19 protein-coding genes are annotated in these 19,492 nt (G+C 32.3%); 5 read left to right on the plus strand and 14 right to left on the minus strand.

The genetic code is table 11. The annotated features are described in order from the left end of the window. Positions 1-825 precede the first annotated feature (825 nt). Positions 826-2,697, plus strand: a complete 1,872-nt coding sequence (locus LPB87_RS05905) for an alpha-amylase family glycosyl hydrolase (protein ID WP_230605263.1) — start codon at positions 826-828, stop codon at positions 2,695-2,697. A gap of 192 nt (positions 2,698-2,889) precedes the next feature. On the opposite strand, the gene LPB87_RS05910 is transcribed toward LPB87_RS05905, so the two are convergent. The 7 genes from LPB87_RS05910 to rsfS form a co-directional block, all read right to left on the minus strand. Further along, a complete protein-coding gene (locus tag LPB87_RS05910; RefSeq protein WP_129538062.1) occupies positions 2,890-3,681 on the minus strand; it encodes a superoxide dismutase in 792 nt (263 codons plus the stop codon). A gap of 7 nt (positions 3,682-3,688) precedes the next feature. Next, on the minus strand, positions 3,689-3,958 hold the full coding sequence (locus LPB87_RS05915) for an acyl-CoA-binding protein (protein WP_129538063.1): 270 nt from the start codon (positions 3,956-3,958) through the stop codon (positions 3,689-3,691). Beyond that, on the minus strand, positions 3,958-4,611 hold the full coding sequence (locus LPB87_RS05920) for a phosphatidylserine decarboxylase family protein (protein ID WP_129538064.1): 654 nt from the start codon (positions 4,609-4,611) through the stop codon (positions 3,958-3,960). The genes LPB87_RS05915 and LPB87_RS05920 overlap by 1 nt, the downstream gene beginning before the upstream one ends. Further along, entirely contained in the window at positions 4,601-5,488 is an 888-nt protein-coding gene (locus LPB87_RS05925; protein ID WP_230605264.1) for a phosphatidate cytidylyltransferase, read from the minus strand. Before LPB87_RS05925 ends, LPB87_RS05920 begins: the two co-directional genes overlap by 11 nt. A 1-nt stretch (position 5,489) precedes the next feature. After that, positions 5,490-6,092: a lactate utilization protein B/C gene (locus tag LPB87_RS05930; RefSeq protein ID WP_129538066.1), complete on the minus strand. Its 603-nt coding sequence runs from the start codon at positions 6,090-6,092 to the stop codon at positions 5,490-5,492. Between the two features lie 113 nt (positions 6,093-6,205). Then, positions 6,206-8,131 carry an ATP-dependent zinc metalloprotease FtsH gene (gene ftsH, locus LPB87_RS05935; RefSeq protein WP_129538067.1) on the minus strand — a complete coding sequence of 642 codons (1,926 nt, stop codon included), beginning with the start codon at positions 8,129-8,131 and terminating at the stop codon, positions 6,206-6,208. A gap of 15 nt (positions 8,132-8,146) precedes the next feature. Beyond that, the gene (rsfS, locus tag LPB87_RS05940) at positions 8,147-8,518 is read right to left on the minus strand and encodes a ribosome silencing factor (RefSeq protein WP_129538068.1); all 372 of its coding nucleotides are present in this window, start codon (positions 8,516-8,518) and stop codon (positions 8,147-8,149) included. Positions 8,519-8,611: 93 nt separating this feature from the next. Here rsfS and LPB87_RS05945 point away from each other — a divergent pair, with 93 nt between their 5' ends. Next, positions 8,612-9,340 (plus strand): biotin--[acetyl-CoA-carboxylase] ligase, encoded by a 729-nt coding sequence (locus LPB87_RS05945; RefSeq protein WP_230605265.1) that lies wholly within the window; start codon positions 8,612-8,614, stop codon positions 9,338-9,340. 328 nt (positions 9,341-9,668) lie between these two features. On the opposite strand, the gene LPB87_RS05950 is transcribed toward LPB87_RS05945, so the two are convergent. From LPB87_RS05950 to pyrE, 3 genes are all read right to left on the minus strand, one after another. Next, the gene (locus tag LPB87_RS05950) at positions 9,669-10,331 is read right to left on the minus strand and encodes a hypothetical protein (RefSeq protein ID WP_230605266.1); all 663 of its coding nucleotides are present in this window, start codon (positions 10,329-10,331) and stop codon (positions 9,669-9,671) included. A 404-nt stretch (positions 10,332-10,735) separates the two neighbouring features. Next, a complete protein-coding gene (locus LPB87_RS05955; RefSeq protein WP_039112984.1) occupies positions 10,736-11,128 on the minus strand; it encodes an SRPBCC family protein in 393 nt (130 codons plus the stop codon). Between the two features lie 57 nt (positions 11,129-11,185). Further along, entirely contained in the window at positions 11,186-11,830 is a 645-nt protein-coding gene (gene pyrE / locus LPB87_RS05960; protein WP_129538071.1) for an orotate phosphoribosyltransferase, read from the minus strand. A gap of 7 nt (positions 11,831-11,837) precedes the next feature. Between pyrE and LPB87_RS05965 the strand changes: the two genes are divergently transcribed. Beyond that, positions 11,838-12,449 (plus strand): NUDIX domain-containing protein, encoded by a 612-nt coding sequence (locus tag LPB87_RS05965; protein WP_230605267.1) that lies wholly within the window; start codon positions 11,838-11,840, stop codon positions 12,447-12,449. A gap of 168 nt (positions 12,450-12,617) precedes the next feature. Here LPB87_RS05965 and LPB87_RS05970 read toward each other — a convergent pair whose 3' ends face one another. Further along, positions 12,618-13,394, minus strand: coding sequence for an SDR family oxidoreductase (locus LPB87_RS05970; protein ID WP_230605268.1), 777 nt, complete (start codon positions 13,392-13,394; stop codon positions 12,618-12,620). A 419-nt stretch (positions 13,395-13,813) separates the two neighbouring features. On the opposite strand from LPB87_RS05970, the gene LPB87_RS05975 reads away from it, so the two are divergent. Continuing rightward, positions 13,814-14,218 carry a helix-turn-helix transcriptional regulator gene (locus LPB87_RS05975; protein WP_230605269.1) on the plus strand — a complete coding sequence of 135 codons (405 nt, stop codon included), beginning with the start codon at positions 13,814-13,816 and terminating at the stop codon, positions 14,216-14,218. 89 nt (positions 14,219-14,307) lie between these two features. Here LPB87_RS05975 and LPB87_RS05980 read toward each other — a convergent pair whose 3' ends face one another. The 3 genes from LPB87_RS05980 to LPB87_RS05990 form a co-directional block, all read right to left on the minus strand. Continuing rightward, a complete protein-coding gene (locus LPB87_RS05980; RefSeq protein WP_230605270.1) occupies positions 14,308-14,694 on the minus strand; it encodes a hypothetical protein in 387 nt (128 codons plus the stop codon). Between the two features lie 202 nt (positions 14,695-14,896). Further along, entirely contained in the window at positions 14,897-15,565 is a 669-nt protein-coding gene (locus LPB87_RS05985) for a hypothetical protein (RefSeq protein WP_230605271.1), read from the minus strand. A gap of 340 nt (positions 15,566-15,905) precedes the next feature. After that, positions 15,906-17,633 carry a M14 family metallopeptidase gene (locus LPB87_RS05990; RefSeq protein WP_230605272.1) on the minus strand — a complete coding sequence of 576 codons (1,728 nt, stop codon included), beginning with the start codon at positions 17,631-17,633 and terminating at the stop codon, positions 15,906-15,908. Between the two features lie 332 nt (positions 17,634-17,965). Between LPB87_RS05990 and LPB87_RS05995 the strand changes: the two genes are divergently transcribed. Beyond that, entirely contained in the window at positions 17,966-19,192 is a 1,227-nt protein-coding gene (locus tag LPB87_RS05995) for a PQQ-dependent sugar dehydrogenase (RefSeq protein WP_230605273.1), read from the plus strand. Positions 19,193-19,492: the final 300 nt, after the last annotated feature.

Genomic DNA, 19,492 nt, shown 5'->3' on the forward strand with positions numbered 1-19,492 from the left:
TGATTAAATTTTTGTCAAATTTATGAAAAAGGAAACAACCTTAACAGATATTAGGATTTATTTATAACTGATATTATTAGATTGTTTTAAAGTTTTTAGCCGCCAATAGCACGATTTTACTCGAATTGGATTGTTTTTGTTTAATTCTTTAATATGTAGGGGAAAGGAACGCGGATAAAAACGGATTTTTTAATTTGTGGTAGAAAAAAATTAACCGCAAAGAGCGCCAAGATTTTCGCAAGGTTCGCCAAGATTTGAATCTATTTAATCCTTTAATCTGTGGCGAAAAGGAACGCGGATAAAACAGATTTGCTTAAGCGAAAACACGGACAAAAACGGATTTTTTAATCTGTGGCAGAAAAAAAAAATAACCGAAAACGCAAAGAAACTCTCCAATTTTGTCTTTCTGAGGAACGAAGAATCTCCACGAGAAACTCCATAATCTTTGTCGAGCTACTAGCGGAGACCCTTCCTGCGTCAGGGTGACAAGTTTGTGGTAATTTGCAAGCAAAGCTTTAATTTTTTTAATCCTTTAATCTGTGGCAGAATAAGTTTAACCATTAAGGCATTAAGTTTTATTAAGCTTAACTTTTCTTAATATCTTAATGGTGGAAAAAAATGTGGTAAAAGTATTAATGAAGAAGTTTTTAAATCTCCTCAAGTTATCAACAAATAACCGTACTAACACGTTGTAGTGTTTGTAGTAGAAGCACTTTTTTAGTTAAATTTTAATCTAAGATTTTAGGTCTTAAAAAATAGATTAAATTTAAAAATTCAATAATGCGTTTTGGCATTAAAAATTAATAAAATCAGATTATAAAAAATATGATAAAAGCACGAGTTCTTGTGGCAGGGATTACCGCAATGGTTTTGGTTACTGCATGTAAAACAAAGGATATAAAACTAAACACAGACAAAAAGGAAATTGTTTCTGAGAATAAAGTAGTTGTATATCAGGTTTTCACCCGTTTGTTTGGAAATAAAAATACGACTAACAAGCCTTGGGGAACTATTGAAGAAAATGGAGTAGGTAAGTTTAATGATTTTACTGATAAAGCACTACATGAAATTAAAGATTTAGGAGTTACCTATATTTGGTATACTGGTGTTCCGCATCATGCTTTGGTTCGTGATTATACTGCATATGGAATTTCGAATGATGATCCCGAAGTGATTAAAGGTAGAGCCGGATCGCCATACGCAGTAAAGGATTATTATAATGTAAATCCCGATTTGGCAGTTAATCCTGCCAATCGCTTGCAGGAATTTGAAGCATTGATAGCTCGTACTCATAAGGCAGGTTTAAAAGTTATTATCGATATCGTTCCAAATCATATTGCGCGTAAGTATGAAGGAAAAAACAATCCTGCTGGAGTAACAGATTTTGGAGCTAATGATGATGTGACAGTTGTGTATAAACGAGATAATAATTTTTATTATATACCAAATACTCCATTTGAAATTCCAGATAATGTTGTTCCATTAAATGGAGAAAAAAATCCGCTTGTAGATGGTAAATTTGATGAAAATCCAGCAAAATGGACTGGTAATGGTTCTAGTAAAGCAAAACCAGATCAAAATGACTGGTACGAAACAGTAAAAGTAAACTACGGTATCCGTCCTGATGGCTCTAAAGATTTTTCTGAACTTCCGGTTGGTTTCGACAAGAAATCATATCAAGAGCATTTTGCTTTTTGGAAAGACAAAGATGTTCCTGATTCTTGGAAAAAATTCAAATCGATTGCATTATACTGGATTTCTAAAGGTGTTGATGGCTTTCGTTATGATATGGCCGAAATGGTTCCGTATGAATTTTGGAGCTATATGAACTCAGCTATAAAAACTCAGAATCCAAATGCTTTTTTACTTGCCGAGGTGTATAATCCAAAAGAATACCGCAACTATATTCATTTGGGGAAAATGGATTATTTATACGATAAAGTTGAGACATATGACAAGTTAAAAGATGTTATTAAAGGCAAATCGTCTCCAGATGAACTTTCAGAAATTCAACATAACATGGCCGACATCGAGCATAATATGCTGCATTTCTTGGATAACCATGATGAGCAACGTTTGGCAAATGCTGAATTTGCAGGAACGCCAGAAAAAGGAAAGCCGTTAATGGTTGTTTCTACTACAATTAGCACTTCGCCTACGATGGTTTATTTTGGGCAAGAAGTAGGAGAGGCTGGTCATGAAGATGCTGGATTTGGCAAGCCTTCTCGAACATCTATCTTTGATTATATTGGAGTACCTAATCATCAGCGATGGATGAATAATGGTAAGTTTGATGGAGGGCAACTTTCTCAGTCTGAAAAGAATTTACGTGATTTTTACAAGCGACTACTAAACTTTTCTATAAAAAGCCCAGCATTAATGGGGCAATTTCAAGAAATTCAAACTCCAAATCGAAAAGAAACGGATGGGTATGATGCAGGTATTTATTCTTATGTACGTTGGTCAGGTAATCAAAAATTAATTGTTGTAGCTAATTTTTCTGCGGATAAAGAAAGCACATTTGAATTAAAGATTCCTGTTGCTATTATTTCAAAATGGAATCTGAAAGATGGAGTATATCAATTAACAGATCAATTGTATTTGAAGGATAAGACAAAATTGAATGTAATAAATGGGGAAGGGACTGCTAAGATTAAAATAGCACCATCTGAATCGTTTATTTATGAAGTGAAATAATAATTGGCATGCAGGTTTTAAAACCTGCTAGACAGGGCCTGTTGTAATTAGATAAACCTTGTTTTGTGAGCTAGAATTCATAAAACAAGGTTTTTTATTGATAAAGGTATTGAAACAAAATAAATTGAATTATGGATAAAGGAAAATTTAAGCTAAAAAAAAAAGCTGATACATTTTGTATCAGCTTTTTTTTTAGACTTTACCAACCTTGGTTAGTGCGGTTTTATAATTTTCGTTTATCTTTTCCCAATTGATAACATTGAAGAAAGCATCGACGTAGCTATTTTTTCTATTTTGATAATCTAGATAATAGGCATGTTCCCATAAATCTATAGCTAAAATTGGAGTTCCTGGAATTAATGCATTTTTCATTAATGGATTATCTTGGTTTTCGGTTGTTGTTATCTGAAGTTTTCCAGCTTTGTCAACAACTAGCCAAACCCATCCCGAGCCAAATTGTTTTGTTGCTTCGGCTTTAAATAATGATTTAAAATTATTGTATGATCCAAATTCTTTATTCATTGCGCTTGCTAATGTATCTGTAGCCTGCTCTGATTCAGGTTTTGGAGTCATGCATTTCCAATAAAGAGAATGGTTATAATATCCACCAGCATTATTACGAAGTTTAGCATCATTCAGATCTAGTTTTCCCAAAATTTGCTCAATCGTCATATTTACATAATCTGTATTGGCTATTGCCTTGTTCAGATTATTAGTATAGGTTAAATAATGCTTTGAGTAATGCGTTTCGAGTGTTAATGATCTGATATTAGGAGCCAGCGCGTTATAAGCATACGGAAGTTTTTCAAGCTGAAATGTTCCTGGGTTTGCTTTTACTTCGTCTGGACTACCAATTATTATTTTTTCATCTTTCGAAGGTAACGGAACTTCTACGACTTCGGTAAGTTTATTGTTATCGTTACAAGAAAGAATCGTAAATGCAATCAAGATAAATAACGAAAATTGAGTACCATATTTTTTCATAAAATATCTATTTAGTTATTAGTGAATTAATGATTTCTATATAATTTTCCTTGGCTTCATCTATACTTAAATGGCTAATTTGAATCCATGCATTTGTTTTAAAAGCATTTCTTAAGTCAAAATTTTCAGATTGGTTATACTTTGCAGTTCCAAAAGTAGCCTGTTTATAAAAAGCATACAGCCTCAATTGCACATCTTGTGGCAGTGAGGCTTGCGTCATTTTGGAAGCAATTTCGACAGCCTCTAAAAATCGTATGTCTAGGTCTTTTTCTGTCATTAAGCTTTTGTAGCAATAATTGTTTTACCCCCAATTGCTTTTTGGTTTAATACTACATTGATAGGTGTGCCTAAAGGTAAGAAAATATCCACTCTTGAACCAAATTTAATAAAACCAGCATCTGTACCTTGTTCTACTTGCATTCCTTCTTGTGCGTAATTTACAATTCTACGAGCCAAAGCGCCTGCAATTTGTCTGTATAAAACTTCTCCGAAAGATTTGTTTTCGATTACAACTGTTGTTCTTTCATTTTCTTCACTTGCTTTTGGATGCCATGCAACTAAGAATTTACCTGGGTGATATTTGCTGAATTTTACAATCCCATCTAATGCATAACGAGTTACGTGTACATTGATCGGTGACATGAAAATCGAGATTTGAAGACGTTTGTCTTTAAAATATTCTCCTTCGTAAACTTCTTCAATCACAACAACTTTTCCATCAACTGGAGCAAGAATTTGATTGATGTCTTTGATTACAGTTCTTTTTGGGTTTCTAAAAAACTGCAAGATGATGATTAGTAGCAATAATGCACTAAACTGAATAAGCATTTTGATCCAATTGGTATCAATAAAGTGATCAGTTAATAAAAGCACAACACTAACGAATATAGTGCCTAATAAAATGGATTGGGTTCCTTCTTTATGAAACATAATTTAAAATTTGGTAAAATAAAAATACAATTGGTGCTACAAATATAACACTATCTAATCGATCTAAAACACCTCCATGACCAGGCATTATTGTTCCGCTATCTTTAACTCCGGCTATTCTTTTAAATTTTGATTCAATTAAATCACCGATTGTACCAAAAACACCAACTATTAAAGCGATAATTGTCCATATTAAAATAGATTTATCACTAAAATTGGGGTTTGGCTTGATATATAATTTTGAAATTAAATAGCCTGCAAAACAAGCAAAAACAAGTCCGCCTAGAAACCCTTCTATGGTTTTTTTCGGCGAAATACGTTCAAATAATTTATGTTTTCCAATAGATTTTCCTACCAAATAGGCAAAAGTGTCATTTGTCCATATAAGTATGAATAATCCAATAATGATTTTAGGATTGTAATCTTTAACTCCAAATGAAATTTTGGTGATGAAAATAAAAGGTAGAGTAATATATCCTAATAAGTAGATATATTTAGATGTTCTGCTTATTGTTTGTGTATCATCAAATAAAAACACAATACATTTTACTGATATCAGCAATGTGATCGCCAACAAAATAGTGTTTAGTTGATCTATATTAATGGTAAATTTAATGTCTTCTTTTAGGAATCTATTGATGTAATTCTCAGTTTCATTTTTGTAAAAGCTAATTAATGCAACTGAAGTATAAAAAAGCGAAACAAATAAAAGCGAAAATATTTTATTGATGTTAGCTAGATTGCAAAATTCGTAAGTTGCAATTACTAGAAAAACACCGAAAAGTATGATGAAACTTTCCGTTGAAAACAGGATAGACGTTAATAGTAATACTATATAGACTGCACCTGATAGTGCTCTCTTGAGGGTTTCATTCATATTATAGATCTTCTAAGAGCAATAAGTATAAATTCTTAGCAACACTTCCGTATTGTGTAAAATCTTCTTCTTTAGCTTTTTCGAAATATTTTATAGTAGTAATATTGGTAGGGTAGTCTCTTTCGTATTTACGTTTTATGGCACTTAGTCCATCGCTTTTGGCGGTAAGGATTTGACTTGTAGTTGCAATGATAACAATGTTTACAGGCAACTCATTTGGTTTGTTTTGTTTGATTTGTTTCGATGAAAATAATATCGCACCTTCTTCTGCGATTAAGTTTTCGCAACTAGCTAATAGAAATTTTGGATTAGCGGGACTTTGATATATTAGTTTATTTTCTTCAAGTAAATGGAATAACGCAGGTTCAAAACACGAAACTTCGCTTTCAAACCAATCGTTTTCTTCTAAGATGTTTTCAAATTGTTCCGTTACTTCTTGGATGTTTTCGCAATATAAAAATTTACCTCCATTTTTCTTAAAATTAAAAATGAATTGCTCATCTATAGAAAGAGAATTATCAGCTTGTGAATTGCTATATTCACTTTGATTCTCTTCATCAGATTGATCATGGCTAGAGCCAAATAATTTTTTAAAAAAACTCATTATTGTTGAAATGCTTTACGTGTTAATTGAAAACGTTCAAAGATAAAAAAATCTTAATTCAAAAGTAGCTTTTGAATTAAGATTTTAAAAATAATTATATTATTCGGGTAGTATTATGAAACTACTTCTTCTAGATTTTTGTCAAATGTACGTTTTCCGAAAATTGCTTCTAAGTCATCTTTAAAAATAACTTCTTTTTCAATCAAGATTTCAGCAAGTTGATTTAACTTATCTTTGTTTTCTTCTAATATTTCGATAGCTCTTTGGTATTGACCTTCAATTAGTTCTGATATTTCTTGGTCAATAATTTTTGCAGTCTCGTCAGAATACGGTTTTGAAAAGTTGTATTCACTTTGTCCTGTTGAATCGTAATAAGTAACATTTCCGATTTTTTCATTCAATCCGTAAATTGTTACCATAGCACGAGCTTGACGTGTAACTTTTTCTAAATCGCTTAATGCACCAGTCGAAATTCTGTCAAAAGTTACTTTTTCAGCAGCTCTTCCGCCCATAGTAGCACACATTTCGTCTAACATTTGGTCTGTTCTCACGATTTGTCTCTCTTCTGGTAGGTACCAAGCAGCTCCTAAACTTTGTCCACGAGGAACAATAGTTACTTTAATAAGTGGTGCTGCGTGTTCCAACATCCAACTTACAGTAGCGTGTCCAGCTTCGTGAATTGCGATTGCTTTTTTCTCTTCTGGAGTAATGATTTTGTTTTTCTTTTCTAAACCACCTACAATTCTATCTACAGCATCAAGGAAATCTTGTCTGTCTACAGCAGTTTTATTGTTTCTTGCAGCAATTAATGCAGCCTCGTTACATACGTTTGCAATATCAGCTCCTGAGAATCCTGGAGTTTGTTTTGCTAAGAAATCTAAATCAAGACCTTCTACTTTTTTCAAAGGAGCTAAGTGTACTTGGAAGATTTCTGCTCTTTCGCGAATGTCTGGTAAGTCTACAAAGATTTGTCTGTCAAAACGACCTGCACGCATTAAAGCTTTGTCTAAAACGTCAGCTCTGTTTGTTGCAGCTAATACAATTACGTTTGAGTTTGTTCCAAAACCATCCATTTCTGTTAGTAGTTGGTTCAATGTGTTTTCTCTTTCGTCATTACCGCCTGACATATTGCTTTTTCCACGTGCTCTACCTACAGCATCAATTTCATCAATAAAAATGATTGCAGGAGATTTCTCTTTGGCTTGTTTAAACAAATCACGTACACGTGAAGCTCCAACACCTACAAACATTTCAACAAAATCAGAACCTGATAATGAAAAGAATGGTACTTGTGCCTCGCCAGCTACTGCTTTTGCTAATAATGTTTTACCGGTTCCAGGAGGACCTACAAGTAATGCTCCTTTAGGTATTTTACCTCCTAAATTGGTATACTTTTCAGGATTTTTCAAGAATTCTACAATTTCTTGTATTTCTTCTTTTGCACCTTCTAAACCAGCTACATCTTTAAATGTAGTTTTGATATCTGTTTTTTCATCAAAAAGTTTCGCTTTTGATTTTCCAATATTAAAAATTTGTCCACCACCGCCACCAGCGCCGCCTGACATTTTTCTCATAATGAAAATCCAAACTCCAACAAGTATGATTATTGGAAGTAAACCAACTAAAATGTCGGTCCAGTTATTTTTTTGAACAAAATCATAATCTTTCAGTTTCCCTTCGGTAACTGCTTTCTCTAATTTTGTTTGAAAAATTTGGTCATTACCAATTTCTAAAGTATAGTGAGGGCCTTTGTTTGGTCGATCAAAAATATCTTTAGATACTTTTTTTTGCGCTGGATCCTTAAGTGCAGCAGCATTAAGATACACTTCAGCTTCAGCTTTATTGTATACAATTACTTTTTCAATTTGTCCTTTATCTAAAAAGTCATTAAACTTAGAAGAGGTTAATTGAGCCGGCTCTTGTAAACTTGATCCTCCGGTTGCAAAACTGATAAATAAAAATATTAAAAGTATTGCGGTATAAATTAACCAAGGACTTATTTTAAATTTACTCGGGGTTGGATTATTATCTTTAGCCATTTGAAGAAAGTTTCTTTAGTATTTGTTTTCGATTGTAGTTATTTTGGCATCTCCCCAAAGACTTTCGATATTATAATATTCTCGAATGTGTTTTTGAAATACGTGAACAACAATATGCACGTAATCGATAAGAACCCATTCTGCGTTATCGGTTCCTTCTACATGCCAAGGTTTGTCTTTTAGTTCTTTTGATACCGTTTTTTGAATTGAGCCTACGATGGCGTTAACTTGAGTATTCGAATTTCCGTTGCATATGATGAAATAATCGCAAACTGCTGCGTCTATCTCCCTTAAGTCCAAGATACTAATATCATTTCCTTTTACTTCTTCGATTCCTTTGATTATGTTCGCTAACAGAACATCATTATTAACAGTCTTTTTCGCCATGAATTATTTTATATGAGTTTGTAAAGTTACCAATTTTTGTGATTATTTTTGAACCTTAACAAAATATTAAATTAAGTTATATAAATTATTTAAATGAAACTAATCAAACTCGATGCCATAGATTCAACGAATGAGTTCTTAAAATCATTAAGTAGCCAACAGGAACTTGAGAATTTTACAATTGTTACTGCCGAAAATCAAACAAAAGGGAAGGGACAAATGGGAGCAGTTTGGCGTTCTGAAGTAGGTAAGAATTTAATAATGAGTGTGTTGGTTAGGGATTTTTTACTTAGTAATGAAGAGGTTTTTAATTTAAATATTATTATTTCACTATCGGTAATAAAAACTTTAGAAGAATTAAATATTCCTGATTTAAGTATTAAATGGCCAAACGACATTATGTCATATAATAAGAAACTTGGTGGCATTTTGATAGAAAACACTCTCAAAAGTGATGGTACTATCGTGTCAGTAGTTGGTTTAGGATTAAATGTTAACCAAATAAACTTTCAAAATTTGCCAAATGCTTCTTCTTTAGTGGTCATTTCTAATGTCGAATTTAACAAAGATGAACTTGTTATTTTGATTGTAGAGAAAATAAAAGAGAAAATTCTTCTATGGGAACAGCAATCTGCCATATTTTGGAGTGAATATTTTAATAAATTGTTTAGAAAAGGAGTGCCAATGCCCTTTAAAAATATAGATAATCAAAATTTTATGGGGATTATTCAAGGGGTTTCTCCAATAGGAAAGCTACAAGTTTTATTAGAAGATGATTCCGTTTCAGAGTTTGAAATTAAGGAAATACAGATGCTTTATTAGAAGGAGCTAAGATTCTAAGTGGCAAAGGTTCAGAGGTGCAAAGCTCTGAAAGTTATCGGAGCAAAGGTTTTTTTGAAGATGCTAAGGTTCTAAGTGACAAAGGTTCAGAGGTGCAAAGTGCTGAAAGTTATCGGAGCAAAGTTTTTTTTGAAGATGCTAAGGTTCTAAGAGATAAAGTGCTGAAAGTTATTGGAGCAGAGGTTTTATTCTGATTCCTTTTTTTATTACTCTTAGTAACTCTGTGAGATAAACTCTGCTTAAATCTGTGTAATCTGCGTGAAACTTTTTTAATCATTTAATGCATTTAATCTGTGGTTAGTTTAAGGTTTTAAACTTGAATTCTTATTGTTTTTGCCATTTTAGATTTTAATTTTCTATTCCAGTATATTATATAGATTGTTCCTAAGATTGATGGAGCTATCCATGCAATTATGTTGCCAATGCCTAATCCAGCGACAATAAAAGCTGTTACCGAAGCTATTAATGCTCCAATCATTTTTCCGATATGTTTGGATAACCAGTTTTTGTTTTCTTCGGAAAGATTTCTAAAAAAGATAAAATCTTTAACTGTCATATAAAGGCCAAATGCGCCAAAGAAGGTAAATAATATTCCGTTATCAATAGTATTCCATTGGCAGTACACTCCCAGTGAAATCATTATTACAGAGAAAAACAACATTGCTCCAGAAGTTATTTTATCGATTAAATCGGCTTCAATCTTGTTTTTAAAAGCTAATGCTCTGTTTCCAGATATGACAAGATATATTGTGAATAACCCAATCAAGAATAAGAAGATATTGTGATGGTTTGGAAAGCAGCAGACAATAAGTGAAAGAATCGAACTGGTCAGCATTCCGATAGAGAATAATTTCCCCATTCTTTTATGAAGTGTTTTTCCCTTTTTTACAATTATACTTCCAATTCCTGTGATTAATCCAATTCCTCCAAAGAATGCATGAATGTAAATTAAAATCTTAATAGCTGGTTCCATTTTGTGTTTTTTAGTTAATGGTTCAAACTTCGGATATTAATTTAATGCAGCATAAAATTTATTACTGAATTGTGTTTTTTTATAGATGAATTGTTTTTTGAAAGGTGCCAAGGGTTCTTTGAAGGTACTAAGAGGCAAAGGTTCAGAGGTGCAAAGTTCCGATAGTTATCGGAATAGAGTTTTTTTGATTGTGTAATATTTTTTAAAGAGTTAAATTTTAGTCTTTTCTTAGTCTTTTCTTAGTCTTTTTGGGGCTTTTAGAAAAAAATCGGCTTAATCTGCCTAATCTGCGAGAAACTATTTTATTTTTTTTAAATTATAGCTATCGAGAGTGGCAGAAAAACAAAAAGTCCGACTAGAATTTCTAATCGGACTTTTTAAATTTTATAATTAACAATTGACAATTATAGTTTAGTCATATTATTGGCAAGAGTTTCAATAAATTTTCCAATAGGCCCTTTTATCATCATTGCCATCATTGGATTGAATTCTCCTTCAAAATCAAGTTTTACAGCGCTAGAAGTGTCAGAAACTGTTTCGATATTAGATACCAATGTAAATGGTAATTTATCGCTTGCAGCACCCAAAACGATTTTGCTTGGAGCTGTTTTTTCTTTCATTTTTAATTTTATTTCTGGCATTCCTTTCAAACCAAAAATAAAAGCATCTTCGCCGATTACTTCGAATTTAGCAATGTTATCAGGCATCAATTTTTCAAAATTTTTCACATCACTCAATAAATCAAATAATTCTTGAGCCGATTTCTGAACAGTAACTTTTGGACTTTCTAAGTTCATATTTATTTGTGTTTTATTCTGAAAAATCAGAAAATTTTATTTTAAAATTTTAAAAAATTATTCTTGTTTCCAGGCAGCTGGGTTTACGTTCCATTCCTGTAAGGTAATTAAATCTTCTTCGGGAATGTATTTTTTTGCAACCGCTAGGTTTAATAAATTAGAATAGTTACTCAATGTGTATAAGTCGATATTTGCATCTTTAAAGTTTTTTTCAGCAACATCAAAGCCATAAGTAAATATCGCAGCCATCCCTTTAATATTGGCTCCAGCATTACGCAAAGCCTCAACTGCAAGTAAGCTACTATTTCCTGTGCTTATTAAATCTTCAACTACAACAACATTTTGTCCCTTTTGTAAAAAACCTTCAACTTGATTTTGTCTTCCGTGTTTTTTAGGTTCTGGTCTAACATATACAAACGGTAATCCTAAGCTTTCTGCAACAAGAATACCAATACCTATGGCTCCTGTAGCAACTCCAGCGATTACATCTGGTTTACCAAATTGTTTTTCAATGTTCTTAGCAAACTCATCTCTAACATAATTTCTGATGCTTGGAAATGAGAGGATTAGCCTGTTATCACAATAAATAGGTGATTTCCATCCCGAAGCCCATGTAAAAGGATTTCCTGGATTCAATTTAATTGCATTTATTTGCAAAAGCAATTCGGCTGTTTTTTCGGCAGTATCTTTATTAAAAATCATAGTACAAATGTATAAAGTTTTTGTGAACGACAAACCACTTTTTTTGACAAATGAAATCTCAAAAGAGACTAATTTTCAATTGTTCTTGTTGGAAAGTATTGACATAGAGCAAATTATTGTCAAAATGTTCCAAAATAAAATTCAAGCAGCTTATTTATATCATCCTGATGAGAAGGAGATTATGAAAACGTTAAAGTCAAAAATTCCTGTCAATAAAGCAGGAGGAGGACTAGTTTATAATAAAAAAGGAGAGGTGTTATTCATCTTCAGAAATGGAAAATGGGACTTGCCAAAAGGTGGAATTGAAAAAGGCGAATCGATCGAAGAGACCGCTATGCGTGAGGTAGAAGAGGAAACGGGAGTTGGGAAATTGACAATTACCAATAAATTACAGAAGACCTATCACGTTTTTAAACGCAATGGCAAGTACAAATTAAAAATTACGCATTGGTTCGAAATGCATTCTGATTTTAAAGGGACACCACAAGGACAATTAGAAGAAGGAATCGAAAAAGTTGCCTGGTTAAATCCAGTGCAAATAAAAGAAGCACTTAAAAACTCTTATGAAAACATCAAATTGTTGTTTGAAGAAGAGAATAAGGCTATTGTAAAAGAGTAAAGATGTGAGATGTTTTTTGTGAGATGTTTTTTGTGAAATGTGAAATGAAAAAAACTTAGCATCACAGAAACTTAATTACTTATTACCTTAATGATGGCGTGCCACCGTATAAAAAAAGCCCCAATGAGCATTACGTTCATTGGGGCTTTTTATATGATCGGGAATAAATTAAGAGTGATTTCCTCCGTCGATACGAATTACTTCTCCATTAATAAAATTTCCATCTGTAGAAGCTAGCATTGCAATTACGCTTGCAATATTTTCTGGCTCTCCAAATTTTCCATCAGGACGAGCTAAATGTGTAAATAGGCTCATATCTACATCCGCGGCTATTTTTCCAAAAGGATTTTTGATCATAGGAGTACTTATTCCTCCAGGAGCTACAGCATTTACTCTTACTCCTTGTTTTAAGTATTCCCATGCTAATGAATGGGTCATAGAAACAACTCCTCCTTTGCTTGCTGCATATGGAATCATATAGGGATGCCCAAAAAAAGCCGAAGTAGAAGCCAGATTTACAATATTTCCCTGTGTTTTAATTAAGTGAGGTAAAGCTTCACGACAGAACATAAAGACACTTAGTAAATTGGTATTAATTATAGTTTGGAATTCTTCAACTGAAGTTTCTGTAGTATGTGATGAACGTAAAATACCTGCATTATTAACCAGAACATCTAATTTTCCATAATTGGTTACCACATCAGAAACAATCTTTATAACTGTTTTTTCATCACTTACTGAACCTATCATATAGCTAACTGATCCGCCATTCCCAGCAGTTTTTAGTGCCAATTGAACAGTTTCTTCAAGTCCTGATTCATTTAAATCAACACCTATAACTGTTCCTCCTTCTGCAACCATTCTGATTACGGTTGCACGTCCCATTCCTGAAGCTGCTCCAGTAATGATTATTACTTTATTCGAAAAACGTGATAATTGCCCCATTTTTTAAGATTTAAGTTACTTTAGTTGCTTTGTACAACTAATATTACGAAACTACCAAATATAACTTCTATGTAATCACCATTTAACTTTTCTTTTGGCTTTTATATAGTAATTAATTTGTTAATTTTAATAGATTGTAAGTTTATTCTTTTATATTTGATAATTTGTTTTATCTCTGAAGTAAAGCTATTGCATGAGTTTTTATTGTATCAAGTTTCAGGTTTTAAGTTTTTTTACTTTTACTAGTGGGTAAGTATAATTTTTTACTTTTAACTATTTCATGTCTCAAAAATCGTACTTTTGTTTTATACACAATGAGCAATAGATTCTGCAGTGCAAATCATTTTGACTGTATCGTACATAACAAAATATGTTTTTTATATATTGCTTGTTATTACCCATAATATTATCTTTGAATTATGAGCACACTTACAAAACCAAACCATATAGGGCGAAAAATTAGCCGAATTCGTGAACTTCGTGATATGAAACAAGAAGCTTTGGCACAAGCTTTAGGTACAAATCAGCAAGCTATATCGACTATGGAAAACAGCGAAACTATAGATGACGAAAAACTTATTGATGTAGCAAAAGCTTTGGGAGTAAGTGTTGAAGCACTTAAGAATTTCTCAGAAGAAAGTGTTATTAATTATTTTAATAATTTCACAGATAATAGTGCAGGAACGTTTAACAATCATTGTACTTTCAACCCATTAGATAAGTTAATTGAATCTTATGAAGAGAATAAAAAACTTTATGAACGTTTAGTTCAGGCTGAAAAAGATAAAGTTGAATTTTTGCAAAACATATTAAAAGATAAATAATCTTTTATAGTACTAAAATCCAACTAAACGAAATATTCAGTTTGCTGATTGCTGTGCGAACACTTCGTAGAGCGGGGCAAGGTCGGGTATTATACGCTACTACCATTTAAGGGAGAAGTTTGTAAAAAAGAACACCACAATATTAATATTTCTTTAAAATCAATAAGTGGAATTTCTTGAATTAAAACACTATTTTGTGTTTCGAAATTTACAGTTGTATCTTTATAACGTACAAATAATTTATCTAAATATATCTCTCTTAAATATTCATCATTATAATGACCATCTGTTAAGATGAAATCTACATCAGCTATTATTTCAGTTACATCTTCTACATCTTTGAAAAAATGTAATAAATATCCAAAAAAATCCCGTGTAACATTATGATTTGCATTCTTATGATATACTTTTTTACCATCATGATATGTAAAAACATCATTACTAAAACTTATATTGTAATTATCTAAAATACTCATATTATATATTTTTATGGATTAATGTTAGGGTAAGAGCTTATCCGATAGCACGGATTTGCAATCCGTTCCACATAGTAAAGCAAAATTCAATCTCATGGTTTCTTGTTGCGGGCACGGATTGCAAATCCGCGCTATCGGTTTTTTTAAAAAAAAATATTATCAAAGTATTTAGAAAATTATATTTAAGACTACTATAAAATTTTTAATCTGTAGGGAATGGAGATTCTACTGTTTTGACAACACTTCCATTTAAACCATCTATTTGAATATTTATATAAGCTTTTTTTTCATAATTAGGATATCGAATAACCCAATAATTTTTATTATCAGGAATGGACTTATATTTAGATATAGTAGTTGTATAACCACTCTCTTTTTTTTCTAATGAGATTCCATTTTCTTGACAATATGAAAACACTTGATCATTAGTGTATATAAAGCCATTGTCAAAATCTTCAGTAGAGACTAGATCTCCATTCTCTGAATAGCTATACCATTTCCCTATTTTAAATCCAAACCAACAATAAATTCCTTTTATTTTTATGTTATTATTAGGATAAAACTCTTTATATATCCCTATTATTGGATTTTCTGAATAATCATATCCGGAAAATGCACTACCAGTTTCATGTCCTTTAGAATAATAAACGATAGTTTTCCCGTCCTTATTTCTAACATTATATGAATTATCTGTTTTAGTTATATAAGTGTTTTTATTTGTTTTACTTGTTCGAATTTCATCAGGAAGATTTGATATTTCTAATTTTTCGATAGAATTATTTATTGCTGGTTTTTTTGTTTTTATATTTTTATTTGTGGTACATCCTTGGATAATTAATAATACTAGGGATATATGTATTAAACGTTTCATAAAATATCATTTTTTAAGGTTCTATTTGTGAAGCTTGTCTTGCTATTTTTCTTTGACAATCCCATGATGATACACGATTAATGTTGATTTTGTGAAAATAATCGATTATATTTTCTGTGAAGTAAGGTTGATATGTAAATTGAGCGAATTTTGAAGCTTTATAAGCAGAAAAACTATTTATCTTTGTCAAAGTTGAAAAACTTTGACAAAGATTTGCAAAACAGCTTTGTGACCTTTGCGTTTTCAAGATAATTTAAATAAAAATCTTTGCTCCCGATAGCTATCGGGGTTACGGTTAAATTTCAATCTAGTCCGCATTTTTCTTCTAACAAAAAACATCTCACAGTAATCGATAAACCGGATACTGCATATGTGCCTTCTCATAATACGCAGAATGTTTGTAGATCCAATCTAATTGTGCTTCGGGATTTTTAGCAAATTTTTGGTCATTGAGTTTGGCTTGTTCCAAATCAGCTTTTAATTTTGGATTATCTTTTAGGAGTTTAGCGGCTGTATCTTCAAAAACATATTCTGAATACCCTTCTTTTTGCTGTAGCATGGTATCGAAGAAATTCCAGTTAAAGAACGAGTCAACACCTTCGGGTTCTAATGTTTCTAATAGGTATTTAATTGCTTTTTGTTGGGTCGAGAATACATAATCGCCTTTGTGAAAAGGAACTTTTATTATCTGAGAAGTCACTTTAGTATTTCGATGTAAATAATGTCCTTCGTAAGCTGAATTTGTTGTTTTAAAATCGGCAATTCTATAGCTTTCAACTTCTATTATCGTATCTTTTTTTAGTTGTGTGTAGGTAACGCCATTACTTTTGAGTAAATCGATCACATTCCAGAATCCTTTAGGAATAATATAGGCTGTAGGAACGGTAATATCCTTAACCGATTTGAATTCTTTTATATAAGGAATGTCTTTTTTGTATGGTTTTGTTCTGTCATAGAATAATCTATCTCCTGTTGTGGCTTCACTCTTTTTATGACTTGCTTCATAACCTAAGAATGAAAATGTTGTCATTTTTGTGCTATCAATTTCCCATTTAATAGTATAAGGTTTTTTAGGTGCGTATTGCGCTTCGTTTTTCAAACGCATTTCCTTTATCTTCTTATAATTTGCATCTGTAAAATCAATTGTAGATGTCATATATTCGTAAGTTGCTTTTACGCGATCGGCATAATTTTTAAGCATATGTGTTTCGACCACAAAACCGATGGTATTAAAAAGGGAAGTATAACCAGTTGTGTAACGCGGACTATCCGAAAATTGTATAAAACCATTATCAGGAGTTTCTTCAAAAGCATTAACATAAGGAGTTGTTTCCAGATTTTTTTTCTGTAAATCTTTTACCAATGCTGGCATCATTTCCTGATTTAGATAATCACCTAAAATAGTACCTAGTTTATTATGTTGTGTCATAATATAAGTCAGTTTGTATTGGTAATCAGAACCATTACTTACGTGGTTGTCGATAAAAACATCAGGGTTTGTTTTATGAAAAATTTCTACAAAACTTTTGGTGTTGCGTGTATCCGATTTAATTAAATCACGGTTTAAGTCATAGTTTCTGGCGTTTCCGCGAAAGCCGTATTCTTCTGGACCATCCTGATTGGCTCTTGTAGTGGAGTTTCTGTTTAATGCTCCACCAATATTATAAACAGGAATTGTTACTATCACAGTGTTTTTTGGTGCTTTTATCTTTCCTAAAGCCAAATCTCTAAACAGTTGCATAGTTGCATCAATTCCGTCAGGTTCACCAGCGTGAATTCCATTATTAAGAAGAATTACAGCTTTACTTTTTTTGATTACATTAAAATCAAATTGCTTGTCAGGATTAAAAGTGATCATGTGCAGTGGATAACCACTGTCTGTTAGTCCCATTTCTTGCATTTTGATAGTCGGAAAATCATGTGCAAGAAGCGTGTAGTATTTTATGGTTTCTTGATAATTAGCCGATTGGTTTTTGTTTCCTTTCTCGAAAAAAGTGTCGTATTTATTGCTTTTTTGAGCGAAAAGAGTAAGTGTGAAAAGTGAAATGACAATAGTAAAAAGTCTCATGGTTTGGTTTTTAATAGAAAAATCAAATATAAAGTTTTATTTGTTTCAGGTTTCAAGTTTTAAGCTGAAATGAGAGTAGCCTTATTTTGATGTATTTATAGTGAAATATAGTTACTTGTTTTTCGCAAAGCCTTAAAGTTTAGATTTTTAGCTGTATTTCGAGGTCAAATGCAAAAAGCTTTGCGAACTTTGTGGTAAAATAACTTGACATTAAAATAAAACCAGCACTTTGAAACTTATAATCGTATAAGCTTTCTCATAAATTATATAACTTTTTTTGTTTTATAATTAAGACTTTTGATATGTTCTAACTATTAAACCCCAAAAAAATCATGAGAAATATTAACCAAATTGCTATTGTTTCGAGTGTGCTAATAAGTTTATTAAGCTGCTCTGGTGATAAAGATGTCGATGTAAATCCAGGTACAACAACAAATCCTGTAGAAGGAAATGCTGCTAATACAACTTACAAACCGGCATTTGAAGGACAAACCCGAATAAGGGGTGTGCAAACTAATACACCTTACGAGGGAGTTGTTATTGCTACAACATTAACAAGCCCATGGGGAATTACAAGTCTTACTGATGGCAGATTATTAATCACCGAAAAAACAGGAACAATGCGTATTGCTACAACAGCTGGAGTAGTAAGTGGCGCAATTACAGGTATTCCTGCCGTTAATTCTGCTGGGCAGGGAGGTTTATTAGGGTTATGTATTGATCCTGAATTTGCAACTAATCGTATGATTTACTGGGTTTTTGCAGAAGCTACAGCTGGCGGAAACAATACAGCAGTAGCCAAAGGAAAATTAGCAGCTGATGAAAAAACAATCGAAGGGGCAACCGTTATTTACAGAGCTAAACCAGCCAATGCAAGTACACTTCATTATGGCGGACGTATTCTTTTTGATAAAACAGGTTTTCTTGTTGTAAGTACTGGAGAAAGATCTGTACTTGAAACCAGACCTTTAGCGCAATCAGTTACAACAGGTTTGGGGAAAGTAGTCAGAATTACAAAAGAGGGACAACCCGCAACTGGAAATCCTATTTTTACGCAAGCTGGAGCTTTACCGGAATTATATAGTATTGGTCATAGAAATCCACAGGGTTTAGCACTTAATCCAGTTACTAATGAAATTTGGCTTGCCGAGCACGGACCACGTGGAGGAGATGAAATCAATCGTATAAAAGCAGGTGCAAATTATGGATGGCCAACCATTACATACGGAATAGAATACAGCGGAGAAAAAATTGGAGCGGGAACTCAGCAACAAGATGGTTTAGAACAGCCGGTTTACTATTGGGATCCAGTGGTTTCACCAAGTGGAATGACTTTCTATACAGGAAATCGTGTTCCGGAATGGCAAAATAATCTTTTCATAGGGGCTTTAAGCGGGATGCATATTGTACGCCTTGCTATAAAGGACAATAAAGTTGTTGGCGAAGAAAGACTTTTGGTTTCAGAAAACCAGCGTTTTAGAGATGTTACTCAAGGAAAAGACGGAGCATTATATGCTGTTACTGATGGAGGAAGACTTTATAAGATTGACAAGAAATAATAATCAATTACTATAAATATCTTACTTTCAGAAGCCTTTTTAATCACTAAAATTAGTGCTGTGAAAAGTCTCCCGACTTCGTATAGCAATTTAAGAATACTTCAAAGAGCGGGGTTTTAATAGAAAATAAATATGAAGTTTTATTTGTTTCAGGTTTCAAGTTGAAATGAGAGTAGAGTTACTTAGGTATATTTACAGTAAAACACATTAACTTATTTCTAGCAAACTTGCAATACCACAAAGAAACTAAACGGTGTATAGCTCTTTGCTTCCAAAAGTTAGTGGGATTGCGGTAAAATC

It is taken from the genome of Flavobacterium sp. EDS, from assembly GCF_020991525.1.
Taxonomy (GTDB): domain Bacteria; phylum Bacteroidota; class Bacteroidia; order Flavobacteriales; family Flavobacteriaceae; genus Flavobacterium.

Coding starts and splice junctions, on each gene's coding strand:
- LPB87_RS05905 (WP_230605263.1), top strand. CDS start 826: ATGATAAAAGCACGAGTTCTTGTGGCAGGGATTACCGCAATGGTTTTG.
- LPB87_RS05910 (WP_129538062.1), bottom strand. CDS start 3,681: ATGAAAAAATATGGTACTCAATTTTCGTTATTTATCTTGATTGCATTT.
- LPB87_RS05915 (WP_129538063.1), bottom strand. CDS start 3,958: ATGACAGAAAAAGACCTAGACATACGATTTTTAGAGGCTGTCGAAATT.
- LPB87_RS05920 (WP_129538064.1), bottom strand. CDS start 4,611: ATGTTTCATAAAGAAGGAACCCAATCCATTTTATTAGGCACTATATTC.
- LPB87_RS05925 (WP_230605264.1), bottom strand. CDS start 5,488: ATGAATGAAACCCTCAAGAGAGCACTATCAGGTGCAGTCTATATAGTA.
- LPB87_RS05930 (WP_129538066.1), bottom strand. CDS start 6,092: ATGAGTTTTTTTAAAAAATTATTTGGCTCTAGCCATGATCAATCTGAT.
- ftsH (WP_129538067.1), bottom strand. CDS start 8,131: ATGGCTAAAGATAATAATCCAACCCCGAGTAAATTTAAAATAAGTCCT.
- rsfS (WP_129538068.1), bottom strand. CDS start 8,518: ATGGCGAAAAAGACTGTTAATAATGATGTTCTGTTAGCGAACATAATC.
- LPB87_RS05945 (WP_230605265.1), top strand. CDS start 8,612: ATGAAACTAATCAAACTCGATGCCATAGATTCAACGAATGAGTTCTTA.
- LPB87_RS05950 (WP_230605266.1), bottom strand. CDS start 10,331: ATGGAACCAGCTATTAAGATTTTAATTTACATTCATGCATTCTTTGGA.
- LPB87_RS05955 (WP_039112984.1), bottom strand. CDS start 11,128: ATGAACTTAGAAAGTCCAAAAGTTACTGTTCAGAAATCGGCTCAAGAA.
- pyrE (WP_129538071.1), bottom strand. CDS start 11,830: ATGATTTTTAATAAAGATACTGCCGAAAAAACAGCCGAATTGCTTTTG.
- LPB87_RS05965 (WP_230605267.1), top strand. CDS start 11,838: ATGTATAAAGTTTTTGTGAACGACAAACCACTTTTTTTGACAAATGAA.
- LPB87_RS05970 (WP_230605268.1), bottom strand. CDS start 13,394: ATGGGGCAATTATCACGTTTTTCGAATAAAGTAATAATCATTACTGGA.
- LPB87_RS05975 (WP_230605269.1), top strand. CDS start 13,814: ATGAGCACACTTACAAAACCAAACCATATAGGGCGAAAAATTAGCCGA.
- LPB87_RS05980 (WP_230605270.1), bottom strand. CDS start 14,694: ATGAGTATTTTAGATAATTACAATATAAGTTTTAGTAATGATGTTTTT.
- LPB87_RS05985 (WP_230605271.1), bottom strand. CDS start 15,565: ATGAAACGTTTAATACATATATCCCTAGTATTATTAATTATCCAAGGA.
- LPB87_RS05990 (WP_230605272.1), bottom strand. CDS start 17,633: ATGAGACTTTTTACTATTGTCATTTCACTTTTCACACTTACTCTTTTC.
- LPB87_RS05995 (WP_230605273.1), top strand. CDS start 17,966: ATGAGAAATATTAACCAAATTGCTATTGTTTCGAGTGTGCTAATAAGT.